Source organism: Rhodophyticola sp., from assembly GCF_965284195.1.
Classification (GTDB): domain Bacteria; phylum Pseudomonadota; class Alphaproteobacteria; order Rhodobacterales; family Rhodobacteraceae; genus Rhodophyticola.
On sequence record NZ_CBDIRM010000001.1, the window covers coordinates 506823 to 528188 of the forward strand.

A 21366-nucleotide genomic window follows, 5' to 3' on the forward strand; every position below is an offset into this window, starting at 1 on the left:
CGCCGGTCATGGTGCCGGAGCCGAGGAAGCCCGCCCGGCCGCTTGCGACAAGGTCCTGCCGCCGGGGGTTTGCGCCATATCCGGCTTGACGCCTTGGCCGCCATGACTTACCCCAATCCCGGTCTGCGGGCGTTGTGTAATGGTAAGACCTCAGCCTTCCAAGCTGATGATACGGGTTCGATTCCCGTCGCCCGCTCCATCCCCTTCAAATTGACTTATGCCCGATTGCGGGCAACATGCCCTCCTGCGACCTGACGGCAAATTGGGGGGCGTATGACGGATTTCCTGCTGCTGGCGTTCATTTTCCTGATCGCGGGCGTGATCGCGGTGCCGATTGCCTCGCGTCTCGGGCTCGGCTCGGTGCTGGGCTATCTGATCGCCGGTATCGTGATCAGCCCGATCCTCGTGGTGCTGGGGGTCGATGTGATCTCGATCCAGCATTTTGCGGAATTCGGCGTGGTCATGATGCTGTTTCTGGTCGGTCTGGAGCTGGAGCCAAGGCTGTTGTGGGAGATGCGCGCGCGGCTTCTGGGGCTGGGCGGGGGGCAGGTCGTGCTGACCGCCGGGCTGGTCATGGCGGCCGCGATGGCCTTCGGGCAGCCCTGGACCATCGCCTTGGCGATCGGTCTGGTCCTTGCGCTGTCTTCCACCGCGATCGTGTTGCAGACCCTGAACGAAAAAGGGCTGATGAAGTCCGATGGCGGGCAATCGAGCTTTTCGGTCCTGCTGTTTCAGGACATCGCCGTGATCCCGATGCTGGCCTTCATTCCGCTATTGGCAATGCCGGAGCTGATGGATCTGGGCGCGGAGCTTTCCCATGGCGCGGACGTGGCCCATGGCGCCGCCGACGATCATTCGGGCGGCGATCACGCCGCGCCGATGAGCCTTGTGTCGGGCCTGAACGGGTGGCAGACGGCGCTGGTGACCATCGGCGCGATTGCGGCCGTGGGTCTGGGCGGCACCTATCTGACCCGGCCGATTTTCAGGTTCATCGCGGTGGCGCAACTGCGCGAGTTGTTCACCGCGACCGCGTTGATGATGGTCATCGGGATCGCGCTTTTGATGTCGCTGGTCGGGCTCTCGCCCGCATTGGGCACCTTTCTGGCTGGCGTGGTGCTGGCCAACAGCGAATACCGCCACGAGCTGGAATCCGATATCGACCCGTTCCGGGGCCTGCTTCTGGGCCTTTTCTTCATGACGGTCGGCGCGGGGATAAATTTCGCCCTTCTGTTCGACAATCTGGCGCTGATCCTGGCCATGACACTTGGGCTGATCGCGATCAAATGCGCGGTCTTGCTGGCCCTTGCTCCGTTTTTCGGCATCAGGGGCGGTGACAAATGGCTGTTCGCCCTTGGGCTGGCGCAGGCCGGGGAGTTCGGCTTCGTGCTCTTGTCCTTCACGGTGGCCAGTTCCGTTCTGCCTACGGCGATTGCCGATCAGCTCCTTCTTGTTGTGGCGTTGTCGATGTTGCTGACCCCGGCGCTTTTCATTCTCTACGATCGGGTCATCGCGCCGAAATTCTCCCAAGGTCAGGAACGCCAGCCCGACGAGATCGACGAAACCGGTCAGGTGATCATCGCCGGGCGGGGCAGGGTCGGCGGGCTGATCGGGCGGATGCTGACGGCGGCGGGCTTCTCCTCCACCGTCATCGACTTCAGTTCGAAACAGATCGACAATCTGCGCGCCTTCGGGATCAAGACCTATTTCGGCGATGCCACCCGGCCCGACATGCTGCACGCGGCCGGGATCGCCGAGGCGAAACTGCTGATCGTGGCTATCGACGACAAGGAGCAGATTACAGAACTGGTTCGCTACGCTCTCGACAACTACCCCGATCTGCACGTGATGGCGCGCGCGGTCGACCGGGACCATGTCTATCAGCTCTGGTCCGTGGGGTGCCGCGATATCATCCGCGAGACCTATGACAGTTCGATCCGCATGGGCCGGTCGGCATTCGAGGCGTTGGGTATTCCGCGCACGCATGCCGAGAGGATGGCGGCGGCCTTCGATGAGATGGACCGCCGCGCGATGGTGGACGTGGCCGATGCCTACGACATCAACATACCGCCGCCGGAAAACCCCGCCTATATCGCGCGCATCAAGGAGGTTCTGGGCCCTCGGCAGGAGGCGCTTTCCGCCGAGATGGCCGCGATCCGGCGCGGCGAACGGGACGCCGGGGACAAGGACCTGTCCGCCGGCTGATCTTTCCCGCGCCGGTCAGCGGCCAAGCGTGGCGACGACCAGTTCGGCCGCGGCCGCGCCCGAAAACTGCTGCTGTCCGGTGATGAGATTGCCGTCGCGGATCGCGAAGGGCTTGAACATGGAATGGACCACGAAATTGGTATCTTCCATCTTGCGTGCTTCCTCCTCGATCCAGAAAGGCTGGATCTTCTGCCCGACGAAAGCATCGGCAAACGCCTCCTCGGCATCGGCGAAGCCGGTCCATGTCTTGCCCTTGACCAGCAGATCGCCGTTCGACAACCGGGTTTTCAGCAAGATGCAGGTTCCGTGGCATACGATGCTGACGATCTTTCCGGCCTCATAGGCGCGCGCCACGAATCCGTGCAGGTCTGTGTCGTCGATCATCGTGACCATCGGGGATTGGCCGCCGGCGATGAAAATCGCGTCGTAGTCGTCGACCGATACATCCGCGATGGATCTGGTCGCCTGCAATCTGGCGCTATGGGCGGGCGAGGCCTTGAACCCGAGCGACAGGATATCGTGGGCCGAATACTGGCTTTCGTCTTCCGGGTCGGAAAACCCGTCTGCCATCAGATCGCCGCCCTTGGGGGAGACGATCTCCACCTCGTAGCCGGCTTCGGTGAAGGTCCAGAACGGGTGGGTGACCTCGGCCCACCAGAAACCGACGGGCCAGCCGGTTGTCGGTGAGGTGCCCGGATTGGCGACGATCATCAGGATGCGTTTGGTGCCGAATGTGTCGATGGATGCAGACATTGTATCTTTCCTTTTCAGTGGGTTATCGGGTTGAATAGATCCAGGCGCCAAGGGCCTTGGTGACCCGCGGCATGATCACGTAGGTCATCAGGAAGACCTGCAGGATCACCGTCAGAAGCAGGCGCGGCGCCAATGGCCAGCCGCCGATCACCGGCGCAAGCGCGAGGTTCAGCGCCAGCACCAGCAGGAACACGACCGCGACCAGAACCAGCGCCATGCGCAAGGCGTTCGGCTGCGGAAGGGGCGCGCCCTTCGGCGCCTCGAACCAGATCTCCAGACCGGTCAGCCGGTCCCAGACCGCATCGCCCTGGACATGGGGCGCGATCTCGGCCAGAAAGCGGGCGCGAAGCCCGGATGCCTCGAACGCGGCGAGATTGTCGGGCGTGTCGAAGCGGAAGACGCTGGTGTAAGGCGCGTCCGGTATGTCAGGCCGGTGAAATTCGGCACCCAGATAGCCGGGCAGGGTGGCCGCCGCATCGGTCAGGCGGGACAGCCAGTCCTCGTAGATCGCTTCGGATCCGGGCTTCAAATGGCGACGGGCCACGACGGTGACGGGATCGCTCATTTGCCTGCCCGCGGCATCACGCCGAAGGCCCAGTTCCGGCCCTTGCCGCGCATCAGCGCCTGATTGATCCAGACAAGGGCAAAGGGTTCCAGCAGGCGCGCCTTGAGCAGATCGCCCGCATCCAGCGGCTCGAACCCGAGATCGTCCAGCAACCCGGCGACGACGGATTTCGCGCCATCGTCGTTGCCGGCCATCAATTGCACAGGACGCAGGGCGAAGCCGGTGGTGTCTGCCATGACCTCCGCGCCCACCTGATTCAGCGTCTTGATGACATGAGCCTCAGGCAGCCAGGCCTGCACCTGTTCCGCGCCCGAGCTTGTGTGGCCGAGGGCGAGCCCGATCCCGTCGGGACTCCGCGCAATCGGGTTCATGCAGTCGATGACCGGCTTGCCCGCAAGAGTGCCCAGATCGGCCGCCACATCCCTGGCCGCCGCCCAGGGCAGGGCCAGAACGACCACCGCGCCCCAACTGGCGGCCTCGCGTGGCGTCATCTCGTCCGCCGCCTTCCGGCTGCGGGTGCCATGGCGGATCTCGTGGCCCGCCTTGGCCCAGCTTGCGCCAAGTGCACGCCCGACATTGCCGGCGCCGATGATCGCGATCTTCATGTCCGTCTCCCTTGGCATGTGCCGTCGAGCCGTGCTAGCAAGCGACTGACTTAAATGAAAATGCATATACCTCATGTATGATATTGATGAAATTGCACTCAGGCGTCTGGATCTGACCGTGCTGCTGGTGTTTCTGGGGCTGATGCAGCACCGCAAGGCCGTGGAGGTGGCGGGCCGGATGGGGCTGACCCAATCTGCGATAAGCCATTCGATCAAACGCTTGCGGGATATCTTCGATGATCCGCTGTTTCTGCGCCGGCCCGCCGGAATGGAGCCCACCGCCGTGGCCATCGCGCTTGAGCCGAAGATCCGCCGCGCGGTGGAAACTCTGTCCGAGGCCCTGACCACGGAAACAGAGTTCGATCCGGCCGCCGAGACGCGCGTGATGCGGATCGGGGCCTATGACAACGAGATGGCCACGCTGATTCCGGGCCTTCTGCACCGCGCGCGGGCGCAGGCACCAGGCCTGCGGTTTGCGATCCGGTCCCTTGGGCGGGAGGCGGCGCTGACCGCGCTGGAAGCGGGCGAGCTGGATCTGGCCCTGGGCTTCATCTGGGATCTGCCGCAACGGTTTCAGGCCGAGCCGATCCACGAGGAAGGCTATGCCGTGGTGTTTCGCGCCGATCATCCGCTGGCCATCCGCGACTGGACGCTTGAGGCGTTTCTGCAGGCCGATCATCTGGTTGTCTCGCCCGCGGGCGATCTGACCGGCGTCGTCGACCGGGAGCTTGAACGTCTGGGCCATGCGCGCCGGGTGGTGGCCGCTGTTCCGCTGTTCTTTCCGGCGCTGGCCGCGGTCGCCGCCAGCGACATGGTGGCAACCTTGCCCGGCCGCTTGGTTGCGGCGCATGCGGGCCGGTTCGGCCTGACCACCCGGCAACCCCCATTGGCGATCCGGCCCTTCGAGGTTGCCGCCATCCGTCATCAGCGCAACGCCAAAAGCGCCATGCACGACTGGCTGACCGCGATGCTGCGCCAGGTTTGACCGGCGGCCCGGGGTCGCAGGCGGCAACCAGGCCTTGTGCGCAGGCGTTGGTCCATTTATCTCGGATTGAAACACGTTAAGAAAACCGGGACCGTCATGGCAGGGCCACAAATCAGCCCAACCCAATCAGTGGAAGAGCGCGAGAAATCCAAACGCATCGGCAGCCTGCGGGCGCTGGTGCCTTTTCTCGCGCCCTATCGCGTCATGCTGGGGGCGGCCGTCGGTGCGCTGGTTCTGACGGCGATCGTGTCGCTGACGCTGCCGCTGGCGGTGCGCCGCGTCGTTGACGGGTTCGAGACGGAAAGCGCGGAACTGCTGGACAAGTATTTTCTGGCGGCACTTGGCATCGCGGCGCTTTTGGCGATTGGCACGGGGCTGCGCTACTACCTTGTCACCCGGCTTGGCGAACGAGTGGTGGCCGATATCCGCAAGGCGGTGTTCGACCGGATGATCGGCATGAGCCCCGCCTTCTACGAACGCATCATGACCGGCGAGGTGCTGAGCCGGATCACGACGGACACCACCCTGTTGCTGAGCGTGATTTCCTCTTCGGTTTCCGTCGCCTTGCGCAATCTGCTGATCCTGATCGGCGGGCTGATCCTGATGACCGTGACCTCCCCGAAGCTGGCCGGAATGGTCTTGCTGATCGTGCCGGCCATCATCATACCGATCGTGGTTCTGGGCCGGCGCCTGCGGGTGCTGAGCAAGGAAAATCAGGATTGGATCGCCGAAAGCTCCGGCAATGCGTCCGAGGCGCTGTTGTCGGTGCAGACCGTGCAGGCCTTCACCCATGAGCGGCCCTCCGCCGCGACCTTCGACAAGGTGACCGAGCGCAGTTTCGACAGTGCCAAGAAACGCATCGCCACGCGGGCGGTGATGACGGTCATCGTGATCGCGCTGGTTTTCACGGGGATCGTGGGCGTGCTCTGGATCGGGGCGCGGGATGTGCGCGCGGATGCGATGACCGTGGGAGAGCTGATCCAGTTTCTGATCTATGCGATCATGGTGGCCGGATCGGTCGGCGCGCTGTCCGAAATCTGGGGGGAGTTGCAGCGCGCCTCCGGCGCGACGGAGCGGCTTGTGGAACTGCTGCAAACCGCCGACAGCGTGGGCGATCCGGCGTCAGGTGCGCCGCTGCCGCTTGGCGGGCGCGGGGCCATCGCGTTCGAAAATGTGCGCTTCCATTACCCGACGCGCCCCGAAACGGCCGCGCTTGACGGTGTGAACCTGACCGTGCAGCCCGGCGAAACCGTCGCCCTTGTCGGGCCTTCGGGGGCCGGGAAATCCACCATATTCCAACTGCTCTTGCGGTTCTACGACCCCGAGTCGGGCCGCATCACCCTTGACGGTCAGGATCTCCGCGCCATGACGCGCGCGACCTTCCGCGACGCGATGGCGCTGGTGCCGCAAGACCCGGTGATCTTCGCCACCTCGGCGCGGGAGAACATTCGGTTCGGCCGCCCCGATGCCAGCGATGCAGAGGTGGAAGAGGCCGCCAGAGCCGCCGCCGCCCACGGGTTTCTGAGCGCGCTGCCGGAGGGGTACGACACCTATGTGGGCGAACGCGGCATCATGTTGTCGGGCGGGCAGAAACAGCGCATCGCCATTGCCCGCGCGATTTTGCGCGATGCGCCGATCCTGTTGCTGGACGAGGCCACATCGGCGCTGGACGCGGAAAGCGAACGCGCGGTGCAGGATGCCGTTGCCGCGATGAGCGCGGACCGGACCACGCTGATCGTGGCCCACCGGCTGGCCACGGTGAAGCAGGCCGACCGCATCCTTGTCTTCGAAGACGGGCAGATCGTGGCCGAGGGCACCCATGACACGCTGGTGACCCAGGGCGGGCTTTACGCCCGTCTGGCGCGGCTGCAATTCACCGAGGGCATGGCCGCGGAATAACGCGGGCCCGGGGGATTTGCGCAGCGTTACGCTTGCGTCACGGCCCGGTTGTGCCCAATCTACTCCCCGGAGGAGAGGCCAGACGCAAAATGGCCTCCGACGCGACTTAAGGGAGGGTGGCATATGGTGCGTTTTGCCAACGCCGAGGATATCAAGGCCGTCGAGCAGTCGAACCCGTGGCCGGCCAGCCAGCCGGCGACCACGCTTTACGAATTGCTGAGCAGCACCAAGGACAAGTTCGGCGGCATGAACGCGATCTCGTTCCAGCTGTTCTCCGGGCCGCGGGACAAGGCAGAAACCCTCACCTGGAACGAGTTGCATGCCCGCGCGACGCAGGCGGCCAATCTGTTCCGCAGTCTGGGCATCGGCGAAAGCGACACGGTGGCCTTCGTTCTGCCCAATTGCAACGAAACGGCCGTCACGCTGATTGGCGGGGCCGTCGCCGGTATCGTCAACCCGATCAATCCGCTTCTGGATGCCGAGCAGATCGGCTCCATCATGCGGGAGACGAATGCCAAGGTCGTCGTCACGCTCAAGGCCTTCCCCAAGACCGATGTCGCGCAGAAAGTGGCCGAGGCGGTGGAACTGGCGCCGAATGTCAAAACCGTGCTGGAGGTCGATCTGCTGCGGTACATGACCGGCCTGAAAAAGCTGATCGTGCCGTTTATCCGCCCGAAATACGAGATCCAGCACAAGGCCCGCATACTCGATTTCAATGGGGAGCTGAGCCGCCAGCGGAGCGAACATCTGGATTTCGCAGACAGTACCGCGGACCGGGTGGCCGCCTATTTCCATACCGGCGGAACCACCGGCATGCCGAAGGTCGCGCAGCACAAGTATTCCGGCATGATCTATAACGGCTGGATCGGGCACACATTGCTGTTTACCGAAAAAGACAACATCATCTGCCCGCTGCCGCTGTTTCACGTCTTTGCCTGCCACGTGATCCTGATGGCGGCGATCGCATCGGGGGCGCATGTGGTGTTTCCGACGCCGCAAGGCTATCGCGGCGACGGCGTGTTCGACAATTTCTGGAAGCTGGTGGAACGCTGGCAGATCAGTTTCATCATTACCGTGCCGACCGCGCTTGCAGCGATGATGCAACGCCCGGTGAATGCCGATATCTCGTCGGTCAAGACGGCGTTTTCGGGCTCCTCCCCGCTTCCGGTGGAGCTGTTCAAACGGTTCGAAAAGGCAACTGGCGTGACGTTGATCGAAGGCTACGGATTGACCGAAGCCACCTGTCTGGTCAGCTGCAACCCGGTGGATGGCGACAAGAAGATCGGCTCGGTCGGGCTTCCGTTCCCGCATACGGAAGTCAGGATCATGAAGCACACCTCCGAAGGGGTGACCTTGTGCGATACCGATGAGGTGGGCGAGATCTGCGTCGACAATCCCGGCGTGTTCGAAGGATCGACCTATACCGAGGACGACAAGAACATCGATCTTTTCAACGACGATATCTATCTGCGCACCGGCGATCTGGGCCGGATCGACGAGGACGGCTATCTGTGGATCACCGGGCGCGCGAAGGATCTGATCATTCGTGGCGGTCACAATATCGACCCTGCCGAGATCGAAGAAGCGCTGGCGGGTCACCCGACCGTTGCCTTCGCCGGGGCCATCGGTCAGCCCGACGCGTTCGCGGGCGAACTGCCTTGCGTCTATGTGGAGTTGGTGGAGGGCGCGGATATCACGGTCGCCTCGCTGCTGGATCACTGCAAGGAACACGTGCATGAGCGTGCGGCCATCCCGAAGCATCTGGAAATCCTGCCGGAACTGCCGAAAACCGCCGTCGGCAAGATTTTCAAACCCGATCTTCGCAAGCGGGCGATCAGCCGCGTCTACAATGCCGCCCTCGAAGAGGCGGGTCTGGCGGCCCGTGTGGTCGATGTGACCGAAGACAAGAAACGCGGTCTGGTCGCGCATCTGGAACGCACAGGCGAGGTGGATGAGGCGAAGCTGGCCCAGGTTCTGGGCGAGTTCACCCGGCCATGGGACTGGGCGGACGGAAGCGCCAAAAGCGCCGCCTGACGGGTGTAGCCCCTCCGACCACACGCGGGGGTCCGGCGGCCCCGGGGGAGATGAACATGGCACCGGCCGCGCCGCAGGCCTGTGCCCGACGCGGTGGCCGGGATTGCCGAACGGGCGGAGATCTCTACGCGGCCCGCTTGGCGGGTACATGATCCGGTTTTGTCGGGGCCACCAGAGGATCACCGATTGCGATTGCATCCGCCGGGATCCGCGCCCCATGATACGGCCATGGCTCGGCCCCTGATATACAATGGCACCGCGCGACGGTTGTTTCTGCATCGCCACGGGCTGGCGACGGCCCCCAACGGGGCGGCCCGGGGCGATGCGCTGGCCGCGGTCATCCAGGATCTCGGGTTCGTGCAGGTCGACAGCGTCAATACCGTGGCGCGCGCCCATGACATGATCCTGTGGTCCCGCCGGCAAGCTTACAAACCCGCAAGCCTGCGCTGGCTGAACGACCGCAAACGGGCGGTGTTCGAGCACTGGACGCACGACGCCTCGGTCCTTCCGGTGGCATTCTTTCCCCATTGGCGACTGAAATTCGCCCGGGACGCCGCCCGGCTGCGCGAACGCTGGAAAAACTGGCACGGCTCCGCCTTTCACGCCGAAATCGACCGGGTCCTGGCCCATATCGGCGATCATGGGCCCGTCGGCAGCGGCGATCTGGCCGACAAGCGGCCCGAAAAATCCACCGGCTGGTGGGATTGGCATCCATCCAAGACCGCGCTGGAGTATCTGTGGCGTTCGGGGGAGTTGTCCGTCTCAAGGAGGGAGGGGTTTCGCAAGATCTACGACCTCAGCGAGCGGGTGATCCCGCCGGAGGCACTGAATGCGCGGCATCCGGCGGAGGAGACGATAGACTGGGCCTGCGCCGGGGCGCTGGACCGGCTGGGATTTGCCACCTCGGGGGAACTGGCGGCGTTCTGGGATCTGGTGCAGCCGGACGAGGCGAAGACATGGGTGGCAGAGGCGCTGGCAAGCGGCCGGGTGATGGAGGCGGATATCGCGCTGGCCGGTGGCGGCCAGCGCTGCGTCATCCTGCGGCCGGAGGTGATGGACGGCCTGGCCGATCTGCCTGCCGTCGCGCCGCGTCTGCGGATCCTCAGCCCGTTCGACCCTGCGCTGCGCGACCGCAACCGCGCCGAGCGGCTGTTCGGGTTTCATTACCGGATCGAGATTTTCGTGCCCGAGGCGAAGCGGCGCTATGGCTATTACGTCTTCCCGGTGATGGAGGGGGACCGGATGATCGGCCGCATCGACATGAAATGCGACCGGAGCGCCGGCGGGCTGGATGTGAGCGCGTTCTGGCCCGAGCGCGGAGTGAAGACGGGCAGGGGCCGCATCCGCCGGCTGGAGGCCGAGCTGGAGCGCGTGGCCCGGTTCACGGGCTGCGCGGATATCCGGTTCGCGCCCGGCTGGTTGCGGGTGCCTTAGGGGTTGCATGCGCGGGGCGCACATATGACCTATGGGGGCGATGAACCGCCGACCGGAGATGCCCATGCGTGACGTTCTGACCCTGACGCTGAACCCGGCGCTGGATGTTTCGGCCGAGACGCCGCAGGTCGTGCCGGGGCCGAAACTGCGCTGCGCGGAGGCGCGGCTGGATCCCGGCGGGGGTGGCGTGAATGTGTCCCGGGCGATCGCGCGGCTTGGTGGGGCATCCCGCGCGGTTGTGGCCACGGGCGGTGTGACCGGCGCGCTTCTGTGCGACCTGCTGGAGGCCGAAGGGGTGCAGGTTGCGCGGTTGCCGATTTCCGGGCTGACGCGGCAATCCTTCGCGATCACCGATATGGGCGCAGGCGGGCAATACCGGTTCGTGATGCCGGGCCCGGTCTGGGCGGCGGCGGATGTGGACGGGCTCTGGACCCTGCTTGACGAGGTTCTGACGCGCGACACACTGATGGTGGTGTCTGGCAGCCTGCCGCCCGGGCTGTCGCCGGATCTGCTTGTCCGGATGAATGCGCGTGCGCGCGCCGCCGGGGCGGCGATGGTTCTGGATACATCGGGCGCGGCCCTGGTGCAGGCGGTGGAGCAGGCGACCGCCCCCTATCATCTGCTGCGTGTCGACGGTGCGGAAGCCGATGAACTGGCGGGGCGGGCGCTCACCACGCCCGAGGATACCGCCGCCTTCGGCCGGAGCCTGATCGCAAGCGGCCGCGCGGAGCACGCGGTGATGGCGCTTGGCGCGACGGGTACGCTTGGGATTTCGGCCAGCGAGTGTTTTTTCTGCCGCCCGCCTTTGATCGAAACCGTCAGTGCCGTGGGCGCCGGCGACAGCCTTGTGGGCGCCATGGTGATGGCGCTTGCCCGTGGCGACGGGTTTCGCGCGGCGGTGGCGTTCGGAACCGCGGCCGCGGGGGCGGCGGTGATGACGCCCGCCACGGAACTGTGCAACCGCAGCGATGCGGAAGCATTGCTGAACAGGATCGAAATCCAGCCACTCTAAGGCTCTGCGCCCCGCACGACCATGGAGATACTGCGCTCAGTTGGGCCGGCGCGGGTTCAGACGCCCAGATACCGGTTGGTGATATCTTCGGTCAGGTTGGCCATCGCGTCGGACCAGACGGTCTTGCCGCGCTGCACGATCACCGCCCTGTCGGCGATGGCCGATAACTCGCGCAGGGATTTGTCCACCAACAGGATGGCGAGGCCCGCATCCCGCTTCAGCGTGGCGATGGCGGCCCAGATTTCCTGCCGGACGACGGGGGCCAGCCCCTCGGTCGCTTCATCGAGGATCAACAGGCGCGGGTTGGTCATCAGCGCGCGGCCAATGGCCAGCATCTGCTGTTCACCCCCCGAAAGCGATGCTGCCGACTGGTCGCGCCGATCCGCCAACTGCGGGAAAAGCGCGGCGATCCGGTCCATGTCCCAATGGCCGGGGCGGGCCGCCGCGATCAGGTTTTCCGCAACCGTCAGATTGGTGAAGCAGCGTCGCCCCTCGGGAACCAGACCCAGCCCCATTCGCGCGGCCTTGTAGGCCGGCAGGCGCGCCAGATCCTGACCGTCGAACAGGACCGTGCCCGCGCTGACCGGCAGAAGCCTGCAGATCGTCTTGACCGTGGTGGTCTTGCCCATCCCGTTCCGGCCCATCAGCGCAAGAACCTCGCCCTCGGCGATCTCCAGCGAGACATCGAAAAGCGCCTGCGACGCACCGTAGAAGGCGCCGATATGGCGAACCGACAGAAGCGTCATGCGTCCTCCCCCAGATAGGCGACGCGCACATCGGGATCGTTGCGGATTTCCTCGACCGTGCCGGTGGCGATGATCCTGCCATAGACCAGCACGCTGACCCGGTCCGCCAGCGCAAAGACGGCGTCCATATCATGTTCCACAAGAAGGATCGGAGCGGTATCGCGCAAGCCGTCAAGGAAGTTGGTCAGGTTCTTCGAGCCTTCGAAGCCCAGGCCCGCCATCGGTTCGTCCATGACAAAGGCCTTGGGGGCAAGTGTCAGGGCGACGGCCACCTCCAACTGACGACGCTGACCATGGGAAAGCTCGAATGTGGGGGTCGCGGCATGCGCGCTCAAGCCGACCAGTTCCAGCGCGTTTTCGGCCACCGCGCGCAGGTCCCGCTGCGCAAGGGCGGGGCGGAAAAAGCGGAACGCCGTGCCGCCTGCGCCCATGGCGCCAAGCAGGGCGTTTTGCAGCACGGTGTCCTCCATCGCCAGGGCGGAGATCTGGAACGTGCGGGCAAGCCCGCGTCTGGCACGTTCGGCGGTGCCGAGCGGGGTGACGTCCTCGCCGCGGAACAGGACCTGCCCCGCATCGGGCCTCAGGCCTCCGGCGATCTGCTTGATCAGTGTCGATTTGCCCGCGCCGTTCGGGCCGATCAGCGCGTGTATCTCGCCCGGGCGCAGGTCGATGGAGATATCCTGGCTGGCTTGCAGCGCGCCGAAGGACTTGGTGATGCCGATGGTTTGCAGGATGGGCTCAGTCATGGGCCTTGCCCCGGCCCGCGAGCGACCCGATCACCCCGCCACGGGCGAACAGCACGATCAGAAGCAGGAGCACGCCCAGATAGACATGCCAGTAGTCCGACAGCCCGCCAAGCAGATGTTCCAGCAAGATGAACAGCATTGCGCCCACCACCGGCCCGAACAGGCGCGCGACCCCGCCGATGATGACGAAGACCATGATCTCGCCGCTGGTCTGCCAGCTCAGCATGGTGGGGCTGACGAACCGGTTCAGATCGGCAAACAGCGCCCCTGCCAGCCCGGTGATCATGCCCGAAATCGTGAAGGCGATCAGCCGCAGCCGGTAGGGTGAGATGCCGACGGTTTCGACCCGCACGGGCGATTGCCGCGCCGCATTCAGCGCAAGGCCGAAGGGGGATTTCGCCAGCCGCGATGTCAGCAACAGCACGGCTGCCAGAAGGGCCAAGACGATGATGTAGAACTGGATGGGGTCAAGGGTGTTCAGGCCCGGAAAATCGTTGCGGACATAGATGGACAGACCGTCTTCGCCGCCATAGGCGGGCCAGCTGATCGCGAAGAAATAGAGCATCTGCCCGAAGGCCAGCGTGATCATGATGAAATAGACCCCCGAGGTCCGCAGGCTCAGCGCGCCGATCGCCAGTGCCGCGAGCCCCGAGGCCGTGATCGCGACCAGCCAGATGATCGGCATGGATTTCGTGCCCTCGATCAGAAACGGGCTTTCGAGGATCGGATCGTAAAGCTGTGCGTGGCTGGCCAGAACGCCCATCGCATAGCCGCCGATCCCGAAAAACGCCGCATGGCCGAGGCTGACCAGCCCGCCAAGGCCGAGCGCGATGTTCAGCCCGACGCCCGCGAGGGCCAGAATGGCCGCCTTGGTCGTCAGCGTGATCAGGAAGGGTTCATCCGCCGCCCAGGCCCAGAGCGGGAAGGCGACGAGCGCCAGCATCACGGCGGCGTTCAGGATCTGTTCGCGGCTCATGCCTTCGCCCCGAAAAGACCGGTGGGGCGCACGATGAGAACGGCCGCCATGAGGATGTAGATCAGCATCGAGGCCAGCGCCGAACCGGCGGAGGAGGCGGCCGAGCTGTCCATGAACTGCCGGAAAAGCTCGGGCAGCAGGAGCCCGCCCAACGTGTCCGTCAGCCCCACAAGAATGGAGCCGATCAGCGCGCCCTTGATCGAGCCGATGCCGCCGATCACGATAACCACGAAGGCCAGGATCAGGACCGGCTCCCCCATGCCGACCTGCACGGACTGGATCGCGCCCACCAGCGCGCCGGCCAGCCCGGCCAGTGCGGCGCCCAGCGCGAAGACGATGGTGTAGAGCCCCGATATGTTGATGCCGAGCGCGGCGATCATCTCCCGGTCGTTTTCACCGGCCCGGATCTGGATGCCCAGACGGGTGCGGCTGATCAGCAGGAATAGGCCGAGCGCCACCGCCAGCCCGATCAGGATCAGCGTCAACCGGTAGAACGGATACTGAATGCCGCCGGGCAACGTGACCGGTCCGGCCAGATAATCGGGGATGTTGAGAAAAAGCGGAAACGATCCGAAGACCCATCGGGTTCCTTCGGAAAAGATCAGGATCAGCGCGAAGGTGGCCAGAACCTGATCGAGATGGTCGCGATTGTATAATCGCCGGATCACCACAAGCTCCACCAGCGCGCCGGCAGCGGCGGCGGCGGCAAGGGCGGCCATCAGCGCAAGCAGGAACGACCCCGTGGCGCCCGCAACTGAGGCGGCCGCAAAGGCGCCGATCATGAACAGCGATCCATGGGCCAGATTGATCAGCCCCATCACCCCGAAGACAAGGGTCAGCCCGGCGGCCATCAGGAACAGCATCACGCCCAGTTGCAAGCCGTTCAGGACCTGCTCGGCAAAAAGGATGAGAGACATGTCCGGTCTTTCTGCGAAGCGGCGGCTGACGCGACCTCAGGGCCGCGTCAGGCCTTGGGGCGGATCAGAACGAACACTCGGTTGCGTAGACGTCGCCATGATCCTCCAGCGCCACACCGATGATCCGGTTGGTGAATACATCGCCATCCTGGATCACTTCGCGGACATAGATGTCCTGGATCGGATGCTGGTTCGGGCCAAAGGCGAAATCGCCCCGTGTGCTGTCGAAATCGGCGGCGGCAAGGGCCGCACGGAACGCATCCCCATCGCTTGGATCGGCAACCGCAAGGGCCGAGATCAGCAGGTTCGCCGTGTCAAAGCCCTGGCTTGCGTAAAGTGAGGGCAGCCGGCCGTATTCCCCCTGAAAGCTTTCGACGAAGGCCGCATTGGTCGGGTTGTCGATGTCGCGGTTCCACTGAGAGGTGTTCACGATGCCCAATGCATCCGCGCCCACCGCCTGCAGGATCCCCTGGTCGAAGCTGAAGGCCGGGCCGATCAATGGGATATCGACGCCGCTATCGGCAAACTGCTTGACGAAGGCGATGCCCATGCCGCCCGGCAGGAAGAAGAACACGCTATCGGCACCCGAAGCGCGGATCTGCGCAATCTCGGAGGCGTAATCGGTCTGTCCCAGCTCGGTGAAAAGCTCGCCCGCAAGCCCGCCTTCATACATCCGCTTGTAGCCGGTCAGCGCATCCTGACCCGCCGGATAGTTCGGCGCGAGAATGAAGGAGTTGGTGTAGCCTTGCGAATTCGCATAGGCTCCGGCCGCCTCGTGCAGGGCGTCGTTCTGCCAGGCGACATTGAAGTAATTCGGATGACAGCCCCGCCCGGCCAGTTGCGACGGCCCGGCATTCGGCGACAGGTAGATCACGTCCTGCGCCACCGCGCTCGGGATCACGGCCATGGCCAGATTGGACCAGATGATGCCGGTCATGACATCCACATCATGGGACTGGATCATCTCGTCCGAAAGCCGAACGGCCACATCGGGCCGGCGCTGATCGTCCTCGATGATCACCTCGATATTTTCGAGCCCGGATTGGGCAATGGCGAGCATGAAGCCATCGCGCACATCGATGCCCAGCCCCGCACCGCCGCCGGAGAGTGTGGTGATCATGCCGACGCGGACCGCATCGTCATGGGTGTCGCCCAGTGCAGCCGTACCAAACGCCATCATGGAGGCCGCCATCGCAAGTGATTTCAGTGTCATCAGTGTCTCCTTGTTGGGTGGGGCTCTTTTCTGGCCCCTCATATTATTTCAAAAAGGCTAGCATGGGCGAATTTTAACTTCAAGCTCAAATAATTTATGCTTAAAATAATATCCCCACCCGCTGCTGATCGTAGCTGACCGCCAAAGCGGCACTCTGGCAAGCCCGAGTTGCGGGATGGGGCCGAAGAGACGCCCGCCGCGGGCCGTAGGGGACATTCGGAAGGGCCTGTCATACGCGCCGGGCGGTGGCGGTGAAAAGCCGATGGGGATATGATGAGAAATGGGTGACCCGAACCGTAGGGACGCCCGACGGACGTCACGGGTACAGGCGAGGTGGAACTGGTGCCGCAGGGGAGGATTGAACTCCCGACCTCGTCATTACCAATGACGCGCTCTACCACTGAGCTACTGCGGCCCGCGTTCTCGCGTGGGCGGTGGATTAGACGCTATTGCCCAATGACGCAAGCGCAATCTGGACCCTTTCGCGCGCCTGCGGTAGAGAGGCAGGCATGGAGCGGAAGACCTCGAAAAACAACCGGTCAGAGAAGGGCAAAACCCGCGAAGACAGGTTGAAATCGGCGCTGAAAGCAAACCTTCAGCGCCGCAAGGCACAGGCCCGCGCGCGCGATGCGGCCGCGGATAAAGAGACCAAAGAATAAGGGCAGGCGGCAATGGATTCGATTATTGTGGAGGGGAACGGACCGCTTTCGGGCCAGATCCCCATTTCGGGCGCGAAAAACACCTGTCTGAAACTGATGACGGCGGCATTGCTGAGCGACGAGCCGCTGACGCTGACCAATGTGCCGCGCCTGTCCGATATCCGGACGCTCAGCACATTGCTGGAATCCCATGGCTGCGAGGTGGCGCTGTTGCAGGGTGGCCGTGTGATGGTGCTTTCGGCGCGCGAGATTGCCAATCGTCGCGCGGATTACGAGATCGTGCGCAAGCTGCGCGCGTCATTCAATGTGCTGGGTCCGCTTCTGGCGCGCGAGGGCGAGGCGATCGTGTCGCTCCCCGGCGGCTGCGCGATCGGTGCGCGCAAGGTCGATCTGCATATTATGGCGCTGGAAAAGCTGGGTGCCACGATCACGCTGGAGGAGGGGTATGTGCATGCCACCGCACCGAACGGGCTGACCGGCGCGGTCATCGAGTTCCCCTTCGTCTCGGTGGGGGCCACGGAAAACGCGCTGACGGCGGCGACCCTGGCCAAGGGCACGACCGTGATCAGGAATGCCGCGCGCGAGCCCGACACGGTCGATCTGGCGAAATGCCTGGTGGAGATGGGCGCGAAGATCAGCGGGGCGGGCACATCGGAGATCACAATCGAAGGGGTGGACCGGCTGCATGCGGCCACCCACCAGGTGATCCCCGACCGGATCGAGATGGGCACCTTCATGATCGCGCCCGCGATCTGTGGCGGCGAGGTGGAGCTTCTGGGCGGCAGGCGGGATCTGCTTGAGGCCTTCTGCGAGAAGCTGGAGGCCGCCGGGATCGACATCACCGAAACCGAGGCCGGGTTGAAGGTGGCGCGCCGCAACGGGGCGGTGAAGGCGGTGGATGTCACGACGGCGCCATTCCCGGGTTTCCCCACGGATCTTCAGGCGCAGTTCATGGCGCTGATGTGCACCGCCGAGGGCACCAGCACGCTGGAAGAAACGATTTTCGAGAACCGCTTCATGCATGCGCCGGAACTGATCCGCATGGGTGCACGGATCGACGTTCATGGCGGCACGGCGACCGTCACCGGGGTGAAAGGTCTGACCGGCGCGCCGGTGATGGCGACCGACCTGCGCGCAAGTGTCAGCCTGATCCTTGCAGGTCTTGCCGCCGAGGGTGAAACCACGGTGGCGCGGGTGTATCATCTGGATCGCGGGTATGAGCGGATCGAGGAAAAGCTTTCCGCCGTTGGCGCGAAGGTTTCACGGGTGAAGGCGGATGGTTGAAGATGCCCGGTTTGAAGATGGCGGCGAGGGGCCGATTGCGCTGAAGGCGCTGGACGCGGAAGATCTGAAAGTGATCTCGGCGCTGGTTCAGGATGCGGTTTTTCCGGTCACCGAAATGACCTGGGACCGCAAGAAGCGCCGGTTTGCCGTGCTGCTCAACCGGTTTCGATGGGAAGATCGCGGCGGCAGGACCCCGCCCGAGAGGGTGCAGGCCGTGCTGGTGTTCGAAGATGCGATGGCGGTCGCCAGCCAGGGCGTGGATCAGGCCGACCGGGATCTGGTCCTGTCGCTCTTGTCGCTCGACTGGACACCGGGCGAAGACGGCACCGGCCGCGTCACGCTGGTTCTGGCGGGCGACGGCGCCGTGGCCGTGGAGGTCGAAGCGCTGGAGGTGACATTGAAAGACGTGACCCGCCCCTATATCGCCCCGTCGGGCAAAGTGCCCGACCACCCGGAATGACCGCGCCCGGTCTTCTGGTACGGCGGGCGAAGGTGGAGGACGCCCCCGCCGCCTCGGAAGTTCTGCGCGCGTCGATCACGAGGCTCTGTGGCGCAGATCACGGCGATGATCCGGAGGTGATCGCGGGATGGGTGGCCAACAAGACGCCCGACTGGGTGCGCCGGATGATCGGGGACGAGACCGGCATGATGTTGGTCGCGGAGCGGGGCAGACGGATCGTCGGTGTCGGTATGATCGGCGAGCTGGATCCGGCGGCGGGCAAGGGGGCCGTGCTGCTGAATTACGTCGCCCCCACGGATCGCGGAACCGGTGTCAGCACGGCGGCCCTCGCCCATATGGAACTCCAGTTGCAGGGGCAGGGCGTCAGACGCGCGCATCTGGTCAGTACCCGGACGGCGCGCCGTTTCTACGAAAAGGCGGGCTGGCAGCCGGTGATCTCCGATCGGCAGGGCGGCCCGGTCGAGGGCGTTCCAATGGAAAAATGGCTGACGCCCGCAGGGTCGGCGCGATGACGGTTCGGCGACTGACGCCCGCGGATGCGGAGGCTTTCCGCCGGATACGCTTGCAGATGCTTCGGACCGACCCGATGGCCTTCGGCTCGAACCATGCGGATTGGGCGCGGAAATCGCTTGCGGAGATCGCGGACTGGATCGCGAAGATGCATCTGTTCGCCGAGATGCAGGACGGCAGATGCCAGGCCACGGGCGCATGGTACCGGCGCCCGGAAGATGCCGCGGACGGTCGCGGCCATGTCATTGCGGTCTACACAACGCCCGAACTGCGCCGGCAGGGGCTTTTTCGCCGGATCATGCAGGTGCTGGAGCAGGACGCGCGCAGGAATGGTGTGCTGCAGCTTGACCTGGACGTATCGGCCAGCCAGCCCGCGGCGCAGGCGGGCTATCTGGCGCTTGGTTATGGCGAGGTGGGGCGGCGCCCAGGCGCCAAATGCCATGACGGAGCTTATTCCGACACGATCACGATGCGGAAGCGTCTGCCCGCCTAGGCAGCGCTTGAGACCCGGAGCCGCGCGCGCTATGGCTCGGCCCGACGGTCTGGAGGCAGGGATATGCCGATTTTTCTGAACAGGGACGAACCGGGGTTCGAAACCCGCTTCGCCGCGCTTCTGGAGATGAAGCGCGAGGATGCACCCGAGGTGGACGATGTGGTCGCCGGGATCATTTCGGATGTCCGCGCGCGCGGCGATGCGGCGGTGATCGAGTTGACGGAACGGTTCGACCGTTTGTCCCTGACGCCCGAAACGATGGCCTTCACCGCCGATGAGATCGCCGAGGCGGTCGCCCGGGTTCCCGCCGATGAACGCGCGGCGCTGGAACTGGCCGCCGACCGTATCCGCGCCTATCACGTGCGCCAGATGCCGGAAGATCAAAGCTGGACCGATCCCGACGGCGCCACGCTTGGCTGGCGCTGGACCCCGGTGGAGGCGGCGGGGCTCTACGTCCCGGGCGGGCTTGCCAGCTACCCGTCATCGGTTCTGATGAACGCGATCCCGGCGCAGGTGGCAGGGGTGGACCGGCTGGTGGTCTGCGCGCCGACGCCCGATGGCGTGGCAAACCCGCTGGTTCTTCTGGCGGCGCAGCTTTCGGGTGTGGACGTCGTTTATCGCGTGGGCGGCGCGCAGGCCGTGGCCGCCATGGCCTATGGCACCGACACGATCCGCCCCGTGGACAAGATCACCGGGCCCGGCAACGCCTATGTGGCGGCGGCCAAGCGCCGGGTCTTCGGCAAGGTCGGCATCGACATGATCGCCGGGCCGTCCGAGATTCTGGTGATTGCGGACCGGCATAACGATCCGGACTGGATTGCCGTCGACCTGCTGAGCCAGGCCGAACATGACGCCTCCGCGCAGTCGATCCTGATCACCGATGATGCGGCCTTCGGCCGGGCCGTGGCCGATGCTGTCGAAAAGAGGCTTGAAACGCTGGAACGCCGCGCCATCGCGGGCCCAAGCTGGCGCGATTATGGCGCGGTCATCACCGTGGACACGCTCGATCAGGCGGCGGCGCTGTCCGACCGGATCGCGCCCGAGCATCTGGAGCTATGCGTCGCTGATCCGCACGCGCTTCTGGCCAGGATTCGGCATGCGGGCGCGGTTTTCATCGGCCAATGGACGCCCGAGGCGATCGGCGATTACATCGGGGGTCCGAACCACGTGCTGCCGACGGCGCGATCGGCGCGGTTTTCGTCGGGGTTGAGCGTGATGGATTTTCTCAAACGCACCACTTTGGCGGAAATGTCGCCTGCGGCCTTGCGCGCCATAGGCCCGGCCGCGGAAACTCTGGCAAGGTCCGAAAGCCTCGAAGCGCACGGATTGTCCGTCCGGGCCCGGCTTGACCGATTGAATGACGGCCCATTGGAAGAAGGCCATTGAGTGATGACCATGCATTTGACCCATATTGAAATCGACACGACGGGACTGCCCGCGCCCACGCCCGAGATCGAGCAGGAGCGCAAGGTCGCGATTTTCGATCTGCTGGAGGACAATTCCTTCGTCCTTCCCGCCCGCGAGGAGCGCGCGGTGCCGTCGGGCCCGTACCGGCTGTCGCTGGCGATCCGCGAGAAACGTCTGGTCTTCGACGTGACCACCGATGACGGCGCGCCCGCGGCGGAGTTCCACCTGTCGCTCAGCCCGTTCCGGCAGGTGGTCAAGGATTACTGGCAGATCTGCGAAAGCTATTTCGACGCGGTGAAAAAACTTCCCCCCAGCCAGATCGAAGCGATCGACATGGCGCGTCGCGGCATCCACAACGAGGGTGCGCGCGTGTTGCAGGAACGGCTGGACGGCAAGGCGGAGGTCGATATCGACACCGCCCGGCGGCTCTTTACCCTGATCTGTGTCCTGCATTTCGGGGCCTAGG

20 protein-coding genes and 2 tRNA genes are annotated in these 21366 nt (G+C 64.7%); 13 read left to right on the forward strand and 9 right to left on the reverse strand.

The annotated features are described in order from the left end of the window. Nucleotides 1-125: 125 nt before the first annotated feature. Together ACQ651_RS02565 and ACQ651_RS02570 are read left to right on the forward strand one after the other, a co-directional pair. Nucleotides 126-199, forward strand: a tRNA-Gly gene (locus tag ACQ651_RS02565). A gap of 74 nt (nt 200-273) precedes the next feature. Further along, entirely contained in the window at nt 274-2202 is a 1929-nt protein-coding gene (locus tag ACQ651_RS02570) for a cation:proton antiporter (protein WP_227283982.1), read from the forward strand. A gap of 15 nt (nt 2203-2217) precedes the next feature. Here ACQ651_RS02570 and ACQ651_RS02575 read toward each other — a convergent pair whose 3' ends face one another. The 3 genes from ACQ651_RS02575 to ACQ651_RS02585 are packed head-to-tail and all read right to left on the reverse strand — an operon-like array spanning nt 2218 to nt 4125. After that, nucleotides 2218-2955, reverse strand: coding sequence for a type 1 glutamine amidotransferase domain-containing protein (locus ACQ651_RS02575; protein ID WP_430448149.1), 738 nt, complete (start codon nt 2953-2955; stop codon nt 2218-2220). Nucleotides 2956-2977: 22 nt separating this feature from the next. Beyond that, nucleotides 2978-3520, reverse strand: coding sequence for an antibiotic biosynthesis monooxygenase (locus ACQ651_RS02580; protein WP_430448151.1), 543 nt, complete (start codon nt 3518-3520; stop codon nt 2978-2980). Beyond that, a complete protein-coding gene (locus ACQ651_RS02585; protein WP_375550316.1) occupies nt 3517-4125 on the reverse strand; it encodes an NADPH-dependent F420 reductase in 609 nt (202 codons plus the stop codon). The genes ACQ651_RS02580 and ACQ651_RS02585 overlap by 4 nt, the downstream gene beginning before the upstream one ends. 73 nt (nt 4126-4198) lie before the next feature. On the opposite strand from ACQ651_RS02585, the gene ACQ651_RS02590 reads away from it, so the two are divergent. The 5 genes from ACQ651_RS02590 (at nt 4199) to ACQ651_RS02610 (ending at nt 11489) form a co-directional block, all read left to right on the forward strand. Continuing rightward, nucleotides 4199-5110 carry a LysR family transcriptional regulator gene (locus ACQ651_RS02590; RefSeq protein WP_430448153.1) on the forward strand — a complete coding sequence of 304 codons (912 nt, stop codon included), beginning with the start codon at nt 4199-4201 and terminating at the stop codon, nt 5108-5110. Nucleotides 5111-5206: 96 nt separating this feature from the next. Continuing rightward, the gene (locus ACQ651_RS02595) at nt 5207-7009 is read left to right on the forward strand and encodes an ABC transporter transmembrane domain-containing protein (RefSeq protein WP_430448155.1); all 1803 of its coding nucleotides are present in this window, start codon (nt 5207-5209) and stop codon (nt 7007-7009) included. A gap of 123 nt (nt 7010-7132) precedes the next feature. Then, nucleotides 7133-9043 carry an acyl-CoA synthetase gene (locus ACQ651_RS02600; RefSeq protein ID WP_430448157.1) on the forward strand — a complete coding sequence of 637 codons (1911 nt, stop codon included), beginning with the start codon at nt 7133-7135 and terminating at the stop codon, nt 9041-9043. Between the two features lie 228 nt (nt 9044-9271). Then, nucleotides 9272-10477: a winged helix-turn-helix domain-containing protein gene (locus tag ACQ651_RS02605; protein ID WP_430448158.1), complete on the forward strand. Its 1206-nt coding sequence runs from the start codon at nt 9272-9274 to the stop codon at nt 10475-10477. A gap of 64 nt (nt 10478-10541) precedes the next feature. Then, the gene (locus tag ACQ651_RS02610; protein WP_430448159.1) at nt 10542-11489 is read left to right on the forward strand and encodes a 1-phosphofructokinase family hexose kinase; all 948 of its coding nucleotides are present in this window, start codon (nt 10542-10544) and stop codon (nt 11487-11489) included. Between the two features lie 56 nt (nt 11490-11545). Here ACQ651_RS02610 and ACQ651_RS02615 read toward each other — a convergent pair whose 3' ends face one another. The 6 genes from ACQ651_RS02615 to ACQ651_RS02640 all read right to left on the reverse strand — a co-directional run bounded on the left by ACQ651_RS02615 (nt 11546) and on the right by ACQ651_RS02640 (nt 16502). Beyond that, entirely contained in the window at nt 11546-12235 is a 690-nt protein-coding gene (locus ACQ651_RS02615) for an ABC transporter ATP-binding protein (RefSeq protein WP_227283973.1), read from the reverse strand. Continuing rightward, nucleotides 12232-12981: an ABC transporter ATP-binding protein gene (locus ACQ651_RS02620; RefSeq protein ID WP_430448161.1), complete on the reverse strand. Its 750-nt coding sequence runs from the start codon at nt 12979-12981 to the stop codon at nt 12232-12234. Before ACQ651_RS02620 ends, ACQ651_RS02615 begins: the two co-directional genes overlap by 4 nt. After that, nucleotides 12974-13957, reverse strand: a complete 984-nt coding sequence (locus ACQ651_RS02625) for a branched-chain amino acid ABC transporter permease (RefSeq protein WP_430448163.1) — start codon at nt 13955-13957, stop codon at nt 12974-12976. Before ACQ651_RS02625 ends, ACQ651_RS02620 begins: the two co-directional genes overlap by 8 nt. Next, nucleotides 13954-14874, reverse strand: coding sequence for a branched-chain amino acid ABC transporter permease (locus ACQ651_RS02630; RefSeq protein ID WP_430448164.1), 921 nt, complete (start codon nt 14872-14874; stop codon nt 13954-13956). Before ACQ651_RS02630 ends, ACQ651_RS02625 begins: the two co-directional genes overlap by 4 nt. Nucleotides 14875-14938: 64 nt before the next feature. Further along, nucleotides 14939-16087, reverse strand: coding sequence for an ABC transporter substrate-binding protein (locus ACQ651_RS02635; protein ID WP_227283969.1), 1149 nt, complete (start codon nt 16085-16087; stop codon nt 14939-14941). Between the two features lie 340 nt (nt 16088-16427). Continuing rightward, a tRNA-Thr gene (locus tag ACQ651_RS02640) sits at nt 16428-16502 on the reverse strand. Nucleotides 16503-16758: 256 nt separating this feature from the next. Here ACQ651_RS02640 and murA point away from each other — a divergent pair. From murA to ACQ651_RS02670, 6 genes are all read left to right on the forward strand, one after another. Continuing rightward, a complete protein-coding gene (gene murA, locus ACQ651_RS02645; RefSeq protein ID WP_227283967.1) occupies nt 16759-18030 on the forward strand; it encodes a UDP-N-acetylglucosamine 1-carboxyvinyltransferase in 1272 nt (423 codons plus the stop codon). Then, nucleotides 18023-18490, forward strand: a complete 468-nt coding sequence (locus ACQ651_RS02650) for a DUF2948 family protein (protein ID WP_227283966.1) — start codon at nt 18023-18025, stop codon at nt 18488-18490. The genes murA and ACQ651_RS02650 overlap by 8 nt, the downstream gene beginning before the upstream one ends. After that, complete coding sequence (locus tag ACQ651_RS02655; RefSeq protein WP_430448165.1) at nt 18487-19002, forward strand: GNAT family N-acetyltransferase; 516 nt, start codon at nt 18487-18489, stop codon at nt 19000-19002. The genes ACQ651_RS02650 and ACQ651_RS02655 overlap by 4 nt, the downstream gene beginning before the upstream one ends. After that, nucleotides 18999-19493 carry an N-acetyltransferase family protein gene (locus tag ACQ651_RS02660; RefSeq protein ID WP_430448167.1) on the forward strand — a complete coding sequence of 165 codons (495 nt, stop codon included), beginning with the start codon at nt 18999-19001 and terminating at the stop codon, nt 19491-19493. The genes ACQ651_RS02655 and ACQ651_RS02660 overlap by 4 nt, the downstream gene beginning before the upstream one ends. Before the next feature lie 63 nt (nt 19494-19556). Beyond that, nucleotides 19557-20879, forward strand: coding sequence for a histidinol dehydrogenase (gene hisD / locus ACQ651_RS02665; RefSeq protein ID WP_430448168.1), 1323 nt, complete (start codon nt 19557-19559; stop codon nt 20877-20879). Nucleotides 20880-20882: 3 nt separating this feature from the next. Next, nucleotides 20883-21365, forward strand: a complete 483-nt coding sequence (locus ACQ651_RS02670) for a UPF0262 family protein (RefSeq protein ID WP_227283962.1) — start codon at nt 20883-20885, stop codon at nt 21363-21365. Nucleotide 21366 lies beyond the last annotated feature (1 nt).